We start from the raw sequence: 19287 nt of genomic DNA, 5'->3' as shown, positions 1-19287 counted from the left end.
TACTTTACATCAATTTGAAAAAAAAGGCCTTAAAATTGTATTTAAGGCCTTTTTTTTAAGATGCTATTAAATTGATTTAATAGTGTATTTTTTACAATTAGTTAGCTTTATCAATAAGCTTAATGTGATCCCTCTGCTTCGACATCATCAATATTAATTCCTTGTTTTTTGAGTACTGATTTTACTGCTATTGCAAAGAATACAATGTAGGCAAAACCTAACAATGGAAGTAGGTAAGAGTTGTGGATACCTATGATATCAGCTAATTTTCCTTGGATAGGGGGAATAACACCACCGCCTAAGATCATCATGACTAAGAATGCTGATCCTTGTGCTGTATATTTTCCAAGTCCTACGATTGAAAGGCTGAAGATTGATGACCACATGATGGAACAAGCTAATCCTCCTGCTAAGAAAGAGTAAATAGCTACTGTACCTGAAGATAATAAACCAACAGTCATAGCGATAATTCCGAATAGACCGAAAACGATCAATGTTCTCGCAGGTTTTTCTTTACTTAGGTAAAATGCTCCGATTTGTATAAGTATACAAACAACATAATAGTATAGGTGTGACATTTCAAAGCCCGCCATTGCATTAACGCCTATAATAATAGAAAATGCGACAAGTGGAACAATGATAAGTAATATGTTTTTAGTTGTTTTAGTTAGGTTAAACGCTGTAATCGCTCCAGCCCAACGACCAATCATCATACTACCCCAATACATAGAAACGTAAGGCGTAATTTGCGATGATTGTAGGCTTCCAAATTCTTTTAATGTAAGTAGTTCACCTAAGTTACTTCCTATGGCTACTTCAACTCCAACGTATAAAAATAGGGCAATCATACCCAATACTAATTGAGGGTATCTCATTGCTCCCCATCCTTCTGGGTTTTTCTGCGCTTTTACATTTGCAAAAATCAATCCACCAACAACAACAATCAGTGCACCTGCTAACCACAGCATACGTTGTATTTCAAGTGGGTGAGCAATCTCTTTAATCTGAAGTTTTAATTGCTCAATACTTGCTGGATCAACTAAAGATTTTAATTGCGCCTGTAATTGATCTACTTGAATTGCTACTTCACTTTTGTAACTTAAAAATACAGGAGCGAACATGGCAAAAAGCAAGATGGTCATGATAACCAAAGTATTAAGGGCTTTATTAGCTTTTTCCATGGGTTCATTGCTTATTCCTGCAGGCACCTTTTTACTGAAGTAAAACAAACTTGCTGCTAGTAGGAACAATAAACCAACACCTATATATAGGAAAACGACTTTGTCTAAAGGTAAATTAGCAATTTCGGAATCGGATATTTTCTCAAATGTTCCGAATAACGCAAAACCGATAACTAAGGGTCCTATTGTTGTTCCGAAAGAATTGATACCACCGCCTAAATTGACACGTGAAGCACCAGTTTTGGGATCTCCTAATAAAACTGCAAATGGATTTGCAGCGGTCTGTTGTAATGAAAAACCTAAGGCAACGGTGAAAAGTCCAAGTAACATACCGATGTATACATTTACTTCTACTGCCACGATCATTGCTCCGGCACCTAATGCTGAGAATAATAGACCATAGACAATACTTTTTTTATAGCCCCATTTACCAACTAAATCTTTTCCTGAAAATGTGCTGAAAATAAAAAGTAATAATGCCCCAAGATAATAAGCGGTGTAAAATGCAAAATCAATCAATTGTGACTGAAATTGGTCTAAGTGAAAGTAGTTTTTACAAAAGGGAATAAATACGCTATTTCCTGCTGCAATAAAACCCCAAAAGAAAAATACAATTATTAATGTATATAAGGCGGGATAATTTGTTTTAATGAGTTTATTTTCCATCTAAATCGTTTGCTTTGTTTTTTTTGCACCGCTAACTTACAAAAAAATATATCATATTTAAATATAATATTGTTGTTAATAACTACGTTTGATTTTTTAGTAAAACGTTTTAACAAGATATGATTTGTTATAAGTATGTTTTTTTTTACAAATAATTTTGAATTGTCAGATTTGTTTTTTTTCTTTGTGCAGGTTCTCATAATTTATTCCGCTTCAGGTATAGAAGAAATCACTTAGTTCTTAAATCCCTTTGTTTGTTAATCAAAATGATTAATGGAGTGTAATAAATTTCATTTTAAAATAAAATCCTAATATATCATAATAAAAATTTAATGGATATTAATGAATTAAATGCAAAACTCGTGTCTGAATTACGCGAAATTGCAAAATTAATAGGTATCGGTGACGCTGATAAGCTTAGAAAGCAAGAGTTAATTGAAAAAATAATCAGCACTGGTGATGAGTCCGAAAATACTTCTGAAAAAAAGGAAGAAAATCATGATGAGTCAACGGAGAGACCTCGAAAAAGAATAAGAACCGCAAAAGCGTCTGAGCCGGTTACTATCCGTAAAAAAGAAAATGAAGAAACAGATTCAGCTAGCGAAATAGCAATCTCAGAATCTGAAGAAAATATAAAAGCAGCTCCAGCAATTAAGTCAGCACCTCCAAAAGTAGAAACAGCTTCATCAAATGCAGATTTTGACAATGTTATTGTCAATGAAGGTGTGTTGGAAATTATGCCTGATGGATATGGTTTTTTACGTTCTTCTGACTATAATTATCTTACATCTCCAGATGATATTTACGTTTCTCAGTCGCAAATCAAATTATTTGGTTTGAAAACTGGTGATACAGTCAGAGGTAGCATTAGACCTCCAAAAGAAGGTGAGAAATATTTTCCATTGGTACGTGTAGAAGCGATCAATGGTCAAAATCCTGCTGAAATTCGTGACCGAGTTCCTTTTGATTTCTTAACGCCATTATTCCCTAATGAACGTTTGAATTTGGATTTGGGTACAAGCAACTATTCGACTCGTATCATGGATTTGTTTACTCCTATAGGTAAAGGACAACGTGGTCTTATTGTAGCTCAACCTAAAACAGGTAAAACCAATTTGTTGAAAGAGGTTGCAAATGCTATCGCTAAAAACCATCCTGAAGTTTATTTGATTATCTTATTAATCGATGAGAGACCTGAGGAGGTGACAGATATGGCAAGAAGTGTACGTGCTGAAGTGGTTTCATCTACTTTTGATGAACCTGCAGAGCGTCATGTAAAAATCGCAAATATTGTTTTAGAGAAAGCAAAACGTATGGTCGAGTGTGGTCATGATGTCGTGATCTTGCTAGATTCAATTACACGTTTGGCTCGTGCTTATAATACAGTTGCCCCTGCATCTGGTAAAATATTATCAGGTGGTGTGGATGCAAATGCTTTACATAAACCAAAACGTTTCTTCGGTGCTGCCCGTAATATCGAGCACGGAGGTTCTTTAACTATTTTAGCAACAGCTCTTACAGAGACTGGTTCTAAAATGGATGAGGTTATTTTTGAAGAGTTTAAAGGTACTGGTAACATGGAGTTACAGTTGGATCGTAAATTGGCGAACAAACGTATTTTCCCTGCTATCGATTTAACAGCTTCAAGTACGCGTCGTGATGATTTATTAATGGATAAAGAATCGATTCGTCGTCTTTGGATATTACGCAATCACTTGGCGGATATGAATTCTAATGAGGCAATGGAGTTTTTATTAGCGCAAATGCGTGGTACTAAGTCTAATGAAGAGTTTTTGATTAGCATGAATGGGTAATTCCATTTGATTTTAATAATTTAGCCATCATTTATAAAAAATGATGGCTTTTTATTTATATTGAAAATATGAAAAAACATATTCCTAATACCATAACCTGTTTGAATCTATTTAGTGGATGTATCGGGGTGTTAATGGCACTTAAAGGTGATTATATGACAACAGCTTATTGTGTATTGGCTTCTGGTATATTTGATTTCTTCGATGGTATGGTAGCACGGCTTTTACATGTCAAATCCAACATCGGTAAGGAATTAGATTCACTGGCTGATATGGTTAGTTTTGGTTTCTTGCCAGGTGCTATCCTTTATATGTTATTGTCTGAGGTTTTTATTGAGCAACCCTTGTTTGCTTATTTAGGTTTTGTGGTAACCGTGTTTTCAGCGCTTCGATTGGCAAAATTTAATCTGGATGAACGCCAAACGACTGATTTTATAGGGTTAAATACACCTATGAATACTTTTTATGTCTTATCACTGCCTTTTATTGCTGAAAAATATCCAGATATTATATTAAATCCCTTCTTTCTCTTGATCAGCACTGCACTAACAAGTTTTTTATTGGTTAGTGAGATTAGATTGTTTTCTATGAAGCTATCGTCATTGGCTTGGTCTGAAAATAAATATAAATTTATTTTTGTGATTTTAGCGGTTGTCTTATTTGCTGTTTTTCAATTCGTGGCATTGCCAATTATTTTATTAAGCTATATCTTGCTTTCACTGTTACATTTTCAACGTTTGAAATAAAGATTAAATCGATTTTTCATACTGCTCTAATTCTGTAAATAATTCATCGAATTGTATTTTTAATAGGGAGCATTCCGATTCAATGTGATTGATGTCAGCGGTTTCTTTTGCTAATGATTCTATAAGCTGCAGTTGCTCTTTTAAATGTGGTGCTCCAATGTATTCCATAGTAGGTTTGATATGGTGTGCCGCATTATTAATCTCTTGATAGTCTTTCGCTGTTATTGCTACTGTTAATTTTTTAAAATCTAAAGGAGTTTGTGTTCGGTAAAGGGCGATAAACTCTTTTATCATGTCCTCATTATTAAACATACTTTGCTTGATAATATCTGGTTTTATGTGTTTATACATTTTTTTTGTAGATGTTTACGTTTAAGGGATCTGTGCATATTGCTAAGAGTTCCTTATTACTCTTTTTTAAAATCGGGTGTATATATTCTGGAGCGATCTGGACTAATGGAATTAGTGTAAATTTACGATCCTGTATATAGGGATGTGGAATTTGGAGGTTAGGCAAGTTAATCTGCTCATTTTCGTAATATAAAATGTCAATATCGATCACACGTGCTCCCCATTTTTCTGAACGAACTCTCCCTAATTGATTTTCTATACTTTGACAGATTTCAAGCGCCTCTATTGGGTTAAGAAATGTTTTGACTTCAATTACTTGGTTTAAGAAACTGGGTTGATCTTCTACCCCCCAAGCTTCGGTTTCGACAATAGCGGAAACTTTTGCAATGTTGCCCAAGGAATCCTCCAAAGCGCTTAATGCGCTGTTTAATTGCATTAAACGATCACCCAGGTTTGCTCCTAATAAAATGTAGATGCTTTTCACCTTATAAATATAGAATTTTAGTTAATTAAATGAAAGATTTAAAAATTTATTTGTAACATTTGTACTAAATTGGCAACTAATAAATCAATTGAACTTTAGATTATTCATTTTATGAAATCATTTTTTAAGTATGTACTTGCTACTGTCACGGGAATTGTGATATCATCGGTAGTTTTATTTATTATAATGTTAGGTATTATCGGCGCGTTAGTAACTTCTGCATCTTCGGAAAAAGAAGTTATGGTTAAGGATAATTCAATATTGTATCTTTCTTTTAATCATGAGATTACAGAACGTTCCATAGATAATCCTTTTGGTTCCTTGGATATTCCTGGTTATAATTTGAAAAATCTTGGTCTTGATGATATTCTGTTGAGAATAAGAACAGCTAAAGAAGATAGTAAGATTAAAGGGATCTTTATGGATGCAAGTACAATTGCAACTGGATTTGCTAGTCTTAAAGAGATTAGAGACGCTTTGGTAGACTTTAAGTCATCGGGTAAATTTATTGTGGCTTACAACGAGGGTTATTCTCAAAAAGCTTATTATGTCGCTAGTGTTGCAGATAAGATGTATGTGAATCCCGAAGGAACTGTTGATTTTAAAGGATTGGCAAGCTCCACCATGTTTATGAAAGATGCTTTTGATAAATTTGGTGTGGATATGCAGGTTGTAAAAGTGGGAACTTTTAAAAGTGCTGTTGAACCTTATTTCTTAAACCAAATGAGTGAGGCGAACCGTTTACAGGTTAATTCTTATTTGGGAAGTATCTATGATTCATTTATTCAGGAAATTTCAACTTCAAGAAAAATGTCTGCCGACTCATTAAGGAGTATAGCTACAGATTATTTGGTTCGTAACGCTGATGATGCTGTAAGGTATAAATTGGCTGATGCTAAATTGTATAAAGATGAGCTGATTTTAGAATTAAAGAAAAGATTGAACGTAGCAACAAAAGATGATCTCTCTGTTGTATCCCTAATTGACTATAAATCGAAGATGCCGAGTGGTTCTGAATCTAATCAGGTTGCTGTTTTGTATGCTGAAGGTGCTATTGTAGGAGGAGAGGGGACTAAAGGTGAGATCGGATCCGATAAAATTTCACGTGAGCTACGTTTGTTAAGACAAGATGATAATGTGAAAGCAGTTGTTTTCCGTGTTAATTCTCCTGGAGGTTCTGCTTTAGCATCTGATGTTATATGGAGAGAGGTTGAGTTGACAAAGCAAGTAAAACCGATCATAGTTTCTATGGGGGATTATGCGGCTTCGGGCGGTTACTATATTTCGGCGGCAGCAGATTCAATCTTTGCTGAGAATAATACGATTACAGGTTCAATCGGGGTGTTTGGGGTTATTCCAAATTTTAAGAATTTATTGAATAATAAAATAGGTGTTCATTTTGATGGGGTGAAAACTGGTAAATTCTCTGATTTAGGTATGGTTCCGGATCGTCCTTTAACTGCTGAAGAACGCGATATCATCCAGATGGAGGTTAATCGTGTTTATCAAACGTTTATGAAGCGTGTGTCTGATGGTCGTAAAATAACGGTTGCTCAGGTTGATACTATTGGTCAAGGCCGTGTGTGGACTGGTAAACAGGCTGTAGAGATTGGATTGGTAGATCGTATAGGTGGTATTGATGATGCTATTAAAGCAGCAGCAAAGAAAGCAAAAATAGGACAATATGCAGTTAAGCAATATCCTGCCAAAGAGGATGCAATTTCAACTTTTTTAAATTCGTCTAAGGAAAAGGTTCAAATATGGATGGCACAACAGCAAATGGGAGAATTCTATAATTACTTTGATGTGATCAAAAAAGTTTCTGGACAATCTGGTATTATGGCGAAATTGCCGTATTCGATTGAAATACATTAATTATTTTTCATTTTATCAAAAAAAGCCTTTTATTATTCGGATAGTAAAAGGCTTTTTTTATATTTAGCTGTCCATTTGAATAGGTGGGTAAATACTTCATAATAAATAATAGAGATGAAAACAGTTGACAACTTAAACTTCGCTGACAAAAAAGCGCTAATACGTGTAGATTTTAATGTTCCTTTGGATGACAATTTTAATATTACAGATGATAATAGAATTCAAGGTGCGACACCCACGATTAAAAAAATATTAAAGGATGGTGGATCTGTTATCTTGATGTCACACTTAGGTAGACCAAAAGATGGGCCTACAGATAAATATTCACTAAAGCACATTGTTTCACATTTATCTGGAGTGTTAAAGGTTGATGTTCAGTTTGCTGCTGATTGTATTGGTGAAGATGCGGTTGAAAAAGCAAAAAATTTGAAACCAGGTCAAGTTTTACTTTTGGAGAATCTTCGTTTTTACAAAGAGGAAGAAAAAGGTGATGTTGCATTTGCAGAGAAATTATCAAAATTGGGTGATGTGTATGTCAATGATGCTTTTGGTACAGCTCACCGTGCTCATGCTTCTACTGCTGTTATTGCTCAATTTTTCCCTGATGCGAAATATTTCGGGTATTTAATGGCTGCAGAAATTGGTAATGCAGAAAAAGTGTTGAATAAAGCTGAACGTCCATTTACTGCTATCATGGGAGGGGCGAAGGTTTCTGATAAATTAGAATTAATCGAAGCTTTATTGGATCGTGTTGATAACCTGATTATAGGCGGAGGTATGGCTTATACTTTTATTAAAGCTCGTGGTGGAGAGATCGGTAAGTCATTAGTTGAGTTAGATAAGTTGGACTTGGCAACGGAATTGGTTAAGAAAGCAGCGGCAAAAGGCGTTAACCTGGTATTACCGACTGATGCTCAAATTGCGGATAAATTTTCAAATGATGCAACTGTTTATGATGGACCAAATGATCAGATCCCTGCGGAATTGGAAGGATTGGATATTGGTAAAGAATCTGGAGAAGCGTTTGCAAAAATAATTGAATCGTCTAAAACTATTCTTTGGAATGGTCCTATGGGCGTTTTTGAATTTGATACCTTTGCTAAAGGTACAAAAGCTGTTGCCGATGCGGTGGTCAATGCAACTGAAAAAGGTGCATTTTCATTGATCGGTGGTGGTGATTCTGCAGCTGCAGTTTCTAAATTTGGCATGACTGAACAGGTAAGTTATGTATCCACTGGTGGCGGTGCTTTGTTAGAATATATGGAAGGTAAAGTTTTACCTGGAGTAAAGGCTATCGAAGAGTAATAACTTTGAAATATAAAACAGGAAAAGGCATCGTTAGATGCCTTTTCCTGTTTTAAGATTTTAGTAGGTATAATTTAAACTAACGGTTGGTACAACTCTTTGTGTAGCGGTAACATCGTTGATATAAGTGAGTTTAAGAGCGGCTTCAAAATTGGGTAATGGGTATCTGAAAGCATTAAAATCTGCTGACACAGAAAGACCGAAAGTTTTTGGACTCATGTCGGACTGGTGATGGATATTTTGATAGTCGGCAAATACCCCTCCCTTAATTCTTTTGATGTACGTTATGCCTCCAACTGCCCAATCTGGATAGCTGATCGGGAATCTGTAGTTTAGTAATAAAGTGTTTTTAATTTTCTCGTACTTATAGTACCCGTAGCCGCTAATTGTTGGTATATCGTTGCTGTATTGATAACGGCCTGATGCTTTTTGATAACCAAATCTAATTTGAAATCCATGATTACTGACAAATCCAGGAATATAGAATCCACTTCGAATGGAGAAAAGATTTCCTTCTTGATCTTCGAATGGAAGGTGGCGATAAGTCATACTAAAGTTTTGTCCCCATCGAGGTGTGATATCCATTTTTGACATCATGGCGTTTCTATTCCAATAAATTTGATAAGTTAAGGGGAACAATACCTTTGAGTCGAAGTTTTTAAGGTTTTTAATACTTGTGTTGTATCGTTGAAGGTATGATGTCGCAAAATTGAAACCTAAGCTATAGACATAATTGCTTTTATAGTAAGCCAATGGAATGGAGATCTGACCACTTATATCATGCTCTCTCCAATCGAAATTGATCGTGCTATCAGATTTACTATTGATTTTTGCTGTTCCTATCTGTCCTTTGTTTTCATATTTAAGTGTGAATTTGGGAAAATATTTATTGTAATTTAAGGTTGCAGAGTAAATAGATTTTTTAATATCGGTATCGTATTCGTAACCGAGTACAAATTGTGTTGTATTTAGAATATTGTTGGAAAGCCAAAATACACCTGGTTTGAAGTTATCTAAGCTTTCGAAATTGGTGTTGCTAAGAGAAAGGCTGTGAAAATTAAATGTTCTAGATAGGCCTTTATAAGGACTTACATTGTAATCTGAAACACTTTCTGTGATGCTATCAATTTTGTTTTTTAAATTGTTACTAATAGTTTTTACGCTATATGGGTTCTTAAGAACTGTATCGGCGTCATTAAATGTTATTTTGGATATTTTATATCCATTGTACTGGTAATTATTAAAGAGAATTTCTTTTTTATTGACATCATAAGAGGGGTTGAAAGCTCCGAAAGTGGTATTTGTAAGCTTCGTTAATGCTTTTGATAGTTTATTATATTGATATAAATTATCGATACCTGAATATTGTGCTTTAAACAGAAAAAGGTGATCGTTTATGTATTGCGGTCTTTCAAATTGTTCATTGTTCCAGTCCTGAAGAAAAGTAATTTGGGAGGATTCTAATTCGATTTCTACTAAGGTTGTGCCTTTGTTTGAAATAGCAATAGCTACTATTTTTGAGCCCTCTTCATTAAATGAAGGCTGTTGAAGATAAATATCGGAAGCTATCGGAATTCTTTTTAATATTTTTTTGGTTTTAATATCGAGCAATAGAATTGCTGTCTGATTACTTAAATCCACTTCAATTGTCAGTATTTCTGCTTTGGATGGGTGTAGTATGGGATAGAAATAGCGACTTTTAAAACTAATCTGCTCTCGCTTTTTTGTTTCTAAATGGTAAAGGTTAATTACATTGTAGGATCTTTTTGTGTATCGGATATCTCTTTTAACTTCATCCCATACAATCATATTATTTCTGAAATCATAGTTTGGGACGATTTGATTTCCCAATTTTAACAATGATTCTATTTTATTGTTGTTATCTATTTTAACGATTTCAGCTGTTTTTTCTGGGGTCTGTAAAATAGATAGGGTGCTATTGTCGTGATTGTTTTTAGGCAATAACCAATCCTGGTAGTTTTTACTGGATGTTGGTTCAATTATCGGGTAGGATATCGTTGGTCTTTCATGTTCTTCTTTTTGCCATTTAATATTCAGATCATCCATCGTATGTGTAAATAGACTCGTATTATTAAATCCAGTTGTTTTTTTTAGCGACCGACTAAAATTGTAGGGCATCAATATATTTTTGTTGATGTTTTGATACAGTTCGGGTTCAAAGTTCTCCTTTACGTTTTGTTTTAAATAATTGGTCATGAAATAACCAATGGTATAATAGCTCGGTATTTTATCACGATAAGAACCTAATAAATATTTCTCGAATTTATATTTTTTATCAGTTCTTTCATTAGCTTTTAGCGTCATTTCAAAAGAGGGGAGTCGACCTCTTCCTCCTTTGGAATAAAATGTTTCTGCCCAGACTGCATCACCTTCAAAATACCAGGAAGGCAACGTTAGACCGTATATAGCAAGGGCAAGCTGTTCTAAGAACGGTGCCTTTAATTTTCCGGTCAATTTATCAAATTGAGCAACGTGTCTAAGTTCGTGCAATGCTAGATTGGAGAGCCATTCCTGATTATCTGGCTCAGGGGTTGGACTGCTGTACAGCTCCGATTTGCGTGGAGCGAGTTGGACAAAACCATTAGGACGAAGTTCGGTGTTTTGAAGAATTAAAGAAATTTTACGCGGTTTTACTTGTAAGTCTTTATAATTTGTTTTTAAATGCTGTGTAATTTGACTGGCAAGCGTTGAAGCCTTTTTTTTCATTTCGACCGGAAAGATCAGTTTAAATTCTTTAGTGTCAATCTGATGCCATTTTTGCGATGGAGGTGCCTGACTGTCTTCAAATATTTGGCAAATACCTTTATGAAAAGTTAAAATCGATAGTATGAAGGAGAGTAGGCAGATTTTCATGTACTTAAGTTGCTGTTGCTAATTATTTTAGATCGATGGTTGTTTCTTAACTTTCGAATAACTATATAGCTTGATCGTTAGGTGTTTATGTTTTGTAATTCGTTTAAATGTATTCAATAATTTGCAAATTAAATATAGGTTTTTTATTTCAATTTACTGAGTTACTTGTTCTTTATGTTGTAATGAATTGATAGTTAGTGTTGTTGTTATTTTCTTTGATTTAGATTGTCTTATTTGGAGATTTTATGAATTGGATTTAAGAAAAATAACATCTAACTTTTTATAAATGACTGTTTTTCAATAATTTGTTTTTGTAAATTATTGTTGGAGACACTATCATTTATTTTTCTATAGATTAGGTGTATCGATTATGATCACGATCTTTATTTTATGATCTAATACTGCATTAGAATATGTTTTTTATTGTTCTATTACCTATTGAAAATTTCTATTTTCAATAGGTAATAAATAAATTCTTATATTATTTTTAAAAAGACGATTTTTGCATAAAATTTTAAATACACCGATGTAGCATATTAGTAAAGAAAGGGAATTATGGAAGAATTGGAAATGCAGGTAGAACAAATCGAACAGTTCATTGAGTCGAAGGATAATGAGGGGTTACAAGCATATTTAAATGAGCTAAATATTTCGGATGTAGAGGCGTTGATCGATGAGCTACCCGAATATGGCCACATATTCATCGAAACATTAAATTTGAACCGTGCGGTTAATGTATTTCGTATTTTAGATTTCCCTACGCAAGAGCGTATTTTTAAGAAGCTTTCAGGTGCAAAAATTAGTGAATTAATTAATGAGATGCCTCCGGATGACCGGACATCATTTTTCAGTGAACTGAAGGATGGTGATGTCGTAAAACAATTGATTATTTTACTGCCACCTCAGGATCGTAAAGAAGCTCTTTCTTTATTAGGTTATCCTGAAGATAGTGTGGGGCGTCTGATGACCCCAGACTATATCACTGTAAAACCACATTGGAATATCATCCGAATTCTTGAGCATATTCGCCGTTATGGTAAAAATTCGGAAACAATTGATGTCTTATATGTCATTGATGCCGCAGGTAAATTAATAGATGATATTCGTATTAAAGATGTGTTAATGGCAGATCCAAATGTTGTTGTTGGTGATCTTATTGACAATAGGCTTATTTCTCTACATGCGAATGACCCACAAGAAGAGGCTGTGAATATTTTCCGGATGAATAATCGAGTTGCTTTACCTGTTGTTGATGAGCAGGGAATAATGTTAGGTATTGTTACGATCGATGATATTCTTTGGGTGGCAAATGAAGAGTATACGGAGGATATGCAACGATTTGGGGGAACTGAAGCTTTAGATGAACCATATCTGGATGTGTCGATTGTTAATTTAGTTAAAAAACGTTCTGGGTGGTTAGTGGTCTTATTTTTCGGTCAACTGTTAACTGCGACAGTCATTGAGCATTTTGAACATCAATTGGCGAGTGCTATCATGCTCTTCGCATTGATGCCACTGATCATATCGAGCGGTGGTAACAGTGGCTCACAAGCATCTACCTTGATCATTCAAGCCATGGCATTGGGAGAGATTACGATAGGGGACTGGTGGCGTGTTATGAAGAGGGAGATCGTTTCTGGTTTTCTGCTTGGTTTAATATTAGGTATTTTAGGTTTCATCAGAATTATGACTTTTCAGGGGTTTTCTGATGCTTATGGTGAACATTGGGTTTTAGTGGGGCTTGTGGTTGGCTTTTCTTTAGTAGGAGTAGTGCTGTGGGGATCCTTAATGGGATCTATGCTTCCTTTTATTTTAAGAAAGCTTGGTGCTGATCCTGCTAGCTCTTCAGCTCCATTTGTATCGACTTTGGTTGATGTGACCGGCCTATTAATTTACTTCACATTTGCTGTTTTACTCTTGAAGGGTGTTTTGATCTAAATGAGATGAAAATTATTCTTGTTGGAAGCGAGGGAGTTGCAAAAAATGTTTTTAAAAGATTTGTAAGATTGCAATAATCTTCCGATAATTGCATCACCGAAACGGAAATGACGCTTCGGAAAATTAACCGGATTCCTGAATAGCTCAGCTGGTTAGAGCATCTGACTGTTAATCAGAGGGTCGCTGGTTCGAGCCCAGCTTCAGGAGCAAAACGATTTTAGATAGTAAAATCGTGATTCAATCGAAAGTCTAGATTGAATGTATTTAAGAGATAAGAATGCAAATTCTTAAATAACCAAAGAGCTATAGTAATATACTCTTGAATGATTCCTGAATAGCTCAGCTGGTTAGAGCATCTGACTGTTAATCAGAGGGTCGCTGGTTCGAGCCCAGCTTCAGGAGCAAATGAAAGCCTTTCCAGTTTGGAAAGGCTTTTTGCGTTTAGTGTGATTTGATTCTGTTTTCAATCATTCCTTTAAATTGAGGAGGAGAGAGCGCTTTTAATTTTTGAAGTTGGTTTGAACCCGATGCTTTACCGGAGAGCATAGATGTACTATTCGAAAAGTTTCCTGTTACGATGTAATCATATGCGGCTTTAAACGATTGTTCATTTAAATTGCCGAAAGGGTAGTAGGCGTCATCGTTACTTGATTTGTTAACGGATATACCGTTATAATAATCGCTTTCATTTGATGCATTTCGTGATTCAAACATACTGAAATAGACATCATAACCGCCGATTGTCAAGGGGAAAAAACCAATTGGTTTTCCATAGGTTTTTGCTCCCACGATTTTTACGGTTAGATGTGGTTTAAATATATTGATCAATAACTCACTTGCTGAGGCTGTATTTTCTGTTACAATAAATACAAGGGTATTGATATTTATATTACCTGTAGGGTTGAATTTGAATGTATTCCCCGAAATACTGTAATCTAAATCGGTGTATCTGACCTTAACTTTCTCGCCCTTACTGTTTGTCGTTTCAAGGCTCAAGTTCTTTAAATATTTTGTTTTATTGTTTTGCATGGTGCTGTTGAAGTTTTCAGTAAACATAACTTTCCCATTTAATGAATTGGGAGCTATTTTATTGGCAAGAAATTCGGCAGTATTGATATACCCACCTCCGTTGTAGCGCAAATCAATTATGAGATCTGTAATACCGGCGTGCTGAAATTTATTAAAGGTTGCCGTTAAATCGGCTTGGGTGTGGCTTAGTTTGGAGAAGGAATTGAAAACAAAATAGCCAACCTTTTTTGTTTTATCTAAATATATGCTGTCTTTAATGACTGATTTTGTTTGATATTTTATTTTGTTCAAAGTTATCTCAAATGGGGTACCGCTACTTTTTTTTCCTTTAATAATTGCAGATTGGCTTTCAAAAAGCGCGTTGCTTAAGGAGGGTACTTCATGATTGAAATTGGTGCCATACTTAACTCCATTGATTTCGGTGATGATATCTCCACGTTGTAATCCCGAAATTGCAGCTGGTGATCCAGGATAAGTCAATTGAACTAGGATCTTGTAATTCTGCTCGACCCCGTATAGACCTATCTTCAGACCTAAATCGTCTCCATTTCCTTCTAAATCGAGGTTTGACAATTCATTTTTTTTAATGAATGATTTACTTCCATCGTAGCTTTCTTTGTCGATGTAACTGTATTTTGTATCGTTATTATCGATTTCATTGTATTCATAGGGTTTTCCAGTAGCAGGGTTTGTACCATATCTAGTAATATTGAATAGTACTTTATTCAAGCTATTGAATTCGACGCTTCCTTTGCTAAATTGTCTCGGATTAAATACTTCATACGTGGGTAATTGGTCGTTCCAGAAATAAATGTCCTGTGCATAGTAGAATAGTGAGTCAGCTAATCGATCTACGCGACTGACTTTTTTTTCAGGTTCTGGTTCTACAACATTCTCCTTTGGCTTTTCTTCCTCTAGATTTTTTTTACTGCAACTGAACAGCATAGGCGCAAATAAAAGCAATGTGATTGTTTTTAAAAGTGGTTTATTCATGAAAATCGGTTATGTAAGAAATTTATAGTGATGGTTAAGCTATGTAATTGCCTTGTTTTCAATCGCTACAATTTGATAATCTAAATATGATGAATATTTAGATGAAAAAAAAGTAAAAAATCTTTAAAAAAGATTTGGAAATACGTTGGATTTAGCTATTTTTGTGGCATCAAAAGAGAAAGATATATAGTCATCTTTCTTATGAAGATTCCTGAATAGCTCAGCTGGTTAGAGCATCTGACTGTTAATCAGAGGGTCGCTGGTTCGAGCCCAGCTTCAGGAGCGTTAGGTGAAACCGGCTTTATAGCCGGTTTTTTTTTGTTTACAGTTATTTATTTATATACTATGAGTTTAGTAGTAATGGGCACGGTAGCATTCGACGCTATCGAAACGCCTTTTGGTAAAACAGATAAAATTGTTGGCGGAGCAGGTACTTTTGCAGCTCTTTCTGCGTCTTTTTTATATGACCAGGTGAAATTAGTAGGTGTAATCGGTGAAGATTTTGGTGATGATAACTTAAATATCATTACGAGTAAAGGTGTAAATGTAGAGGGGATTCAGATTATTGAAGGTGGAAAATCATTTTTCTGGGCAGGTAAGTATCATAATGATATGAATAGCCGTGATACAATCACTACAGAATTGAATGTATTAGCTGACTTTGATCCGATTATTCCTGAGAGCTACCAGGATTGTGAGTTTTTGCTATTAGGCAATGCTACTCCTCAGATTCAGATGACTACTTTAAATCGTCTAAAGAACAAACCTAAATTGGTTGTTTTGGATACCATGAACTTCTGGATGGATATCGCGATGGATGATTTGAAAGCGGTGTTGAAGCATATTGATGTTTTGACAATCAACGATGGTGAAGCGCGTCAATTATCTGGTGAATATTCGTTGGTGAAAGCTGCCGCAACTATTCTTGAGATGGGACCTAAATATTTGATTATTAAAAAAGGTGAGCATGGTGCATTATTGTTTGGTGAAGGACAAATTTTCTCTGCACCAGCATTACCACTGGCAGAAGTATTTGATCCAACAGGTGCTGGTGATGCATTTGCTGGTGGCTTTATAGGATATCTGGCGAAGGTAAAAACGATTAACTTTACCAATATGAAAAATGCGGTTATCTATGGATCGGCGTTAGCATCATTCTGTGTTGAGAAATTCGGTACGGAGCGTTTGCAAACGTTAACGCAAGACGAGATTGAAGCTCGATTAAAAGCCTTTGTTGCTTTATCTAAATTTGATATTTAATTATCCGATCTTTCCTATTATAGGAAATTTTTTAAATACTTGATCTGAGTGAGGAGCTTCTGAAAGCTCCTCAGTTAGGTCTTGACCTGCCCAATGTTCGTAATGTTTTCCGGACCTCCATAATCGACTTTCTGTAACATCATATATAATGCCCTGAAAAGCAACCCATATTTCAGGCTTATCTTGCCCATTTCGTAAAGCAAGTTTTGATTTAGAATATACCGTTAACTCCTCATGATTGTCCATAGGACGAAGTTATAAAAAACTTAGTCGATAAGTTTATATGTGGATAATGATTTCTTCATTACTTTGCGGGCGATATGTATCCGGGTTTTTACAGTACCAATTGGGATTGCTAAATATTCTGAAATTTCATGGTATTTATAGCCTTCGAAATACATGCTGAATGGAACGTAGTAGTCTTCCGATAATTTTGAAAGCGCATCATGGATGTCTTCCATGACAAATTTGTTTTCACCTTGATTTTTTGATGCTGATAAGATCAAGTTTGCATTTGAAATTTCTTCTTCTTTTGTTATGAAAGAATTCGTTTTAACAATTCTGCGGTAATTGTTAATGAATGTATTTTTCATAATAGTATATAACCATCCTTTAAGATTGGTTCCTTCTCTGAAGTTGTTGAAATATGTAACAGCCTTTAGCAGAGTGTCCTGCACTAAATCGTTAGCATCTTCGTTGTCATTTGTAAACTTCTTTGCATAGTGTTTTAGAGAGTCTGACTGCTCTACCACTAACGAGTTGAATTCATACTTAGTCATATCACTGAATTTTTATTCACTTTAAAATGAATGGTTTACAAAACACTGAGTGAGAAATTGAAATGTTGATTCCTCAGCGATTTTAATACGGTTCAGTAGACTAATCGCAAATAGTATGCTAATTATTGAGAATTGATATAAATTTAATAAATATTTAACAGGAAGTTTCGTCTATAGAAATGTTATTTTGTGTAAAACGCCTAGCCAGAAGCTTTAAATGACCATTTTTATAAAGCTATTTTTAAAATATTTTTTTATTAAAAATCAAAAAATATTTACTTCACGTTCTAACTTTACATTGAATTTTTGATCAACATCGTTTATTATTTTAGACGATAATTCAAAAATTTCAGTTCCGCTTGCAGATTGTACATTTATTAGTACAAGTGCTTGATTTTTCCATACACCTGCCTGGCCGATCACTTTCCCTTTCCATCCGCATTGCTCTATTAACCAGCCTGCAGCTAACTTTACACCACCATCGGGCATGTTGTAACTGACTATATCTGGATAGAGTTCTTTTAATCCCTGATATTTATTTAATGAAATAATCGGGTTTTTAAAAAAGCTTCCGGCATTGCCTACCGTACTTGGATCAGGTAATTTTTCAACTCGAATAAAGGATACCACTTCCGCAATATCTTTTATGGTAGGATCACTTATATTTCTTTTTTTTAGTTCGGCACTTATGGCTCCATAAGAGGTATTTATTGATGGAGAAGAATTAACTTTGTAAGTAACCTCTGTAATTATATATCGTCTTTTTTGTTCTGATTTGAAAATACTATCCCGGTAAGAAAATTTGCAATCTTCATTATAGAATATTCTAAACACTCCTTCTAATGTGTCGAAAGCAATACAACTGTAAAAAATGTCCATAAGCTCGGTGCCGTATGCGCCTATGTTTTGAACTGGAGAAGCGCCCACTGTTCCAGGAATTAGAGCCATGTTTTCTAAACCACTATAATTGTTATTGACACAGAACCAAACGAGTTCATTCCATATTTCACCACCTGCAGCGGTGATAAAAATGTCGTTCTGATGCGGTTTTGCTGTAATCCCCTTAATGTTGATTTTAATGATATAACCTGCGTATGGTTGGGTAAATAAAATATTGCTTCCACTTCCCAATGTCAAGAAATCTTTTTCAAATATTCCGGCTTCATAAGCGCTTAATAACTGAGTGGGTTCTGTTATTTCAATGAAATGTGAAGCAACTTCAGTAATGCCGAATGTGTTATATTTTTTTAAAGAGATATCTGACTGTATATTTATACCCATTGTTGACTAGTTTTTTCAAAAATTCAAAAAAATAAATTATCTTTATATAATAGTTAGTAAAGATAGTACAAAGCAGTTATTATGTGTAATTAATTTTTGAATTGATGGCAAATGCAGATTTAAAGAGGACAAGGATTTTAGAGGCAGCAACGCGTAGATTTGCTCATTTTGGTATGGCCAAAACAACCATGTCCGAAATTGCAACTGATCTGAACTTTTCAAAAGCACTTCTTTATTATTATTTTCCAGATAAGAATAGTCTTTATTCTGCTGTATTCGAGTATGTGATTGATAAGATGGTGCAGGATATTAGAGAGAAGATCAACACCTGTGATGATTTTGAAGAAATCATGATTTATACCATCGATAAAAGAGTTGAACTAATTAATCAATATTATAATCTTTTTGAATATACGATCAATATGGTCAAAGAACTTCCTGAAGAACTGGAACGCGTTTTCAAAGAATCTTATGTAAGGGAGGTTGATCTTTTTGCTGAAATATTAGAAATAGGTGTTGAAACTGATAAAATCGAGGTAGAGGATGTTGAAGAGACTGCCCGCATTTTATTATATTCTTTGTTTGGAATGAGAATGGGAATATTGAAAGATATGAAGAATATGCTGTTTCCGACCAAGGATGAATTTGATGTGATATTAAGTTTGCAGAAGAAGATGATGCAAATATTTTTGAGAGGTTTAAGAAAGTAAA

At 34.7% G+C, this 19287-nt stretch carries 15 protein-coding genes and 3 tRNA genes; 10 read left to right on the top strand and 8 right to left on the bottom strand.

Features of this window, described 5'->3' with window-relative positions:
• Window positions 1-119 precede the first annotated feature (119 nt).
• Window positions 120-1847 (bottom strand): MFS transporter, encoded by a 1728-nt coding sequence (locus M2265_RS11185; RefSeq protein WP_132772053.1) that lies wholly within the window; start codon window positions 1845-1847, stop codon window positions 120-122.
• Window positions 1848-2179: 332 nt separating this feature from the next.
• On the opposite strand from M2265_RS11185, the gene rho reads away from it, so the two are divergent.
• Together rho and M2265_RS11175 are read left to right on the top strand one after the other, a co-directional pair.
• Window positions 2180-3661: a transcription termination factor Rho gene (rho, locus tag M2265_RS11180; RefSeq protein WP_132772052.1), complete on the top strand. Its 1482-nt coding sequence runs from the start codon at window positions 2180-2182 to the stop codon at window positions 3659-3661.
• Between the two features lie 68 nt (window positions 3662-3729).
• The gene (locus M2265_RS11175) at window positions 3730-4407 is read left to right on the top strand and encodes a CDP-alcohol phosphatidyltransferase family protein (protein ID WP_132772051.1); all 678 of its coding nucleotides are present in this window, start codon (window positions 3730-3732) and stop codon (window positions 4405-4407) included.
• A gap of 3 nt (window positions 4408-4410) precedes the next feature.
• On the opposite strand, the gene M2265_RS11170 is transcribed toward M2265_RS11175, so the two are convergent.
• Both M2265_RS11170 and folK read right to left on the bottom strand, forming a co-directional pair.
• Window positions 4411-4758 carry an Hpt domain-containing protein gene (locus M2265_RS11170; RefSeq protein ID WP_243655476.1) on the bottom strand — a complete coding sequence of 116 codons (348 nt, stop codon included), beginning with the start codon at window positions 4756-4758 and terminating at the stop codon, window positions 4411-4413.
• Complete coding sequence (gene folK, locus M2265_RS11165; RefSeq protein WP_132772050.1) at window positions 4751-5242, bottom strand: 2-amino-4-hydroxy-6-hydroxymethyldihydropteridine diphosphokinase; 492 nt, start codon at window positions 5240-5242, stop codon at window positions 4751-4753. Before folK ends, M2265_RS11170 begins: the two co-directional genes overlap by 8 nt.
• Window positions 5243-5353: 111 nt before the next feature.
• Here folK and sppA point away from each other — a divergent pair, with 111 nt between their 5' ends.
• Together sppA and M2265_RS11155 are read left to right on the top strand one after the other, a co-directional pair.
• Complete coding sequence (gene sppA / locus M2265_RS11160) at window positions 5354-7117, top strand: signal peptide peptidase SppA (RefSeq protein ID WP_132772049.1); 1764 nt, start codon at window positions 5354-5356, stop codon at window positions 7115-7117.
• A gap of 114 nt (window positions 7118-7231) precedes the next feature.
• Window positions 7232-8422: a phosphoglycerate kinase gene (locus tag M2265_RS11155; RefSeq protein WP_132772048.1), complete on the top strand. Its 1191-nt coding sequence runs from the start codon at window positions 7232-7234 to the stop codon at window positions 8420-8422.
• 60 nt (window positions 8423-8482) lie between these two features.
• Here M2265_RS11155 and M2265_RS11150 read toward each other — a convergent pair whose 3' ends face one another.
• Entirely contained in the window at window positions 8483-11296 is a 2814-nt protein-coding gene (locus M2265_RS11150) for a hypothetical protein (RefSeq protein WP_132772047.1), read from the bottom strand.
• A 555-nt stretch (window positions 11297-11851) separates the two neighbouring features.
• Between M2265_RS11150 and mgtE the strand changes: the two genes are divergently transcribed.
• From mgtE to M2265_RS11135, 3 genes are all read left to right on the top strand, one after another.
• Complete coding sequence (mgtE, locus tag M2265_RS11145; protein ID WP_132772046.1) at window positions 11852-13234, top strand: magnesium transporter; 1383 nt, start codon at window positions 11852-11854, stop codon at window positions 13232-13234.
• A gap of 133 nt (window positions 13235-13367) precedes the next feature.
• Window positions 13368-13441 (top strand) — tRNA-Asn (locus M2265_RS11140).
• 121 nt (window positions 13442-13562) lie between these two features.
• Window positions 13563-13636: transfer RNA gene (locus tag M2265_RS11135), tRNA-Asn, on the top strand.
• Between the two features lie 39 nt (window positions 13637-13675).
• On the opposite strand, the gene M2265_RS11130 is transcribed toward M2265_RS11135, so the two are convergent.
• On the bottom strand, window positions 13676-15256 hold the full coding sequence (locus M2265_RS11130) for a S41 family peptidase (protein WP_132772045.1): 1581 nt from the start codon (window positions 15254-15256) through the stop codon (window positions 13676-13678).
• A 209-nt stretch (window positions 15257-15465) separates the two neighbouring features.
• On the opposite strand from M2265_RS11130, the gene M2265_RS11125 reads away from it, so the two are divergent.
• Both M2265_RS11125 and M2265_RS11120 read left to right on the top strand, forming a co-directional pair.
• Window positions 15466-15539 (top strand) — tRNA-Asn (locus tag M2265_RS11125).
• Window positions 15540-15601: 62 nt separating this feature from the next.
• On the top strand, window positions 15602-16516 hold the full coding sequence (locus tag M2265_RS11120; RefSeq protein ID WP_132772044.1) for a PfkB family carbohydrate kinase: 915 nt from the start codon (window positions 15602-15604) through the stop codon (window positions 16514-16516).
• Here M2265_RS11120 and M2265_RS11115 read toward each other — a convergent pair whose 3' ends face one another.
• The 3 genes from M2265_RS11115 to murB form a co-directional block, all read right to left on the bottom strand.
• Window positions 16517-16762: a cytochrome b5 domain-containing protein gene (locus tag M2265_RS11115; RefSeq protein ID WP_021191075.1), complete on the bottom strand. Its 246-nt coding sequence runs from the start codon at window positions 16760-16762 to the stop codon at window positions 16517-16519.
• A 20-nt stretch (window positions 16763-16782) separates the two neighbouring features.
• Entirely contained in the window at window positions 16783-17295 is a 513-nt protein-coding gene (locus M2265_RS11110) for an RNA polymerase sigma factor (protein WP_021191074.1), read from the bottom strand.
• Between the two features lie 264 nt (window positions 17296-17559).
• Window positions 17560-18576, bottom strand: coding sequence for a UDP-N-acetylmuramate dehydrogenase (murB, locus tag M2265_RS11105; protein WP_132772043.1), 1017 nt, complete (start codon window positions 18574-18576; stop codon window positions 17560-17562).
• Between the two features lie 104 nt (window positions 18577-18680).
• Here murB and M2265_RS11100 point away from each other — a divergent pair, with 104 nt between their 5' ends.
• Window positions 18681-19286: a TetR/AcrR family transcriptional regulator gene (locus M2265_RS11100; protein ID WP_132772042.1), complete on the top strand. Its 606-nt coding sequence runs from the start codon at window positions 18681-18683 to the stop codon at window positions 19284-19286.
• The last annotated feature ends 1 nt before the right edge of the window (window position 19287 follow it).

It is taken from the genome of Sphingobacterium kitahiroshimense, from assembly GCF_025961315.1.
Classification (GTDB): Bacteria; Bacteroidota; Bacteroidia; order Sphingobacteriales; family Sphingobacteriaceae; genus Sphingobacterium; species Sphingobacterium anhuiense.
This window is presented reverse-complemented; position numbering and strand designations above follow the sequence as displayed.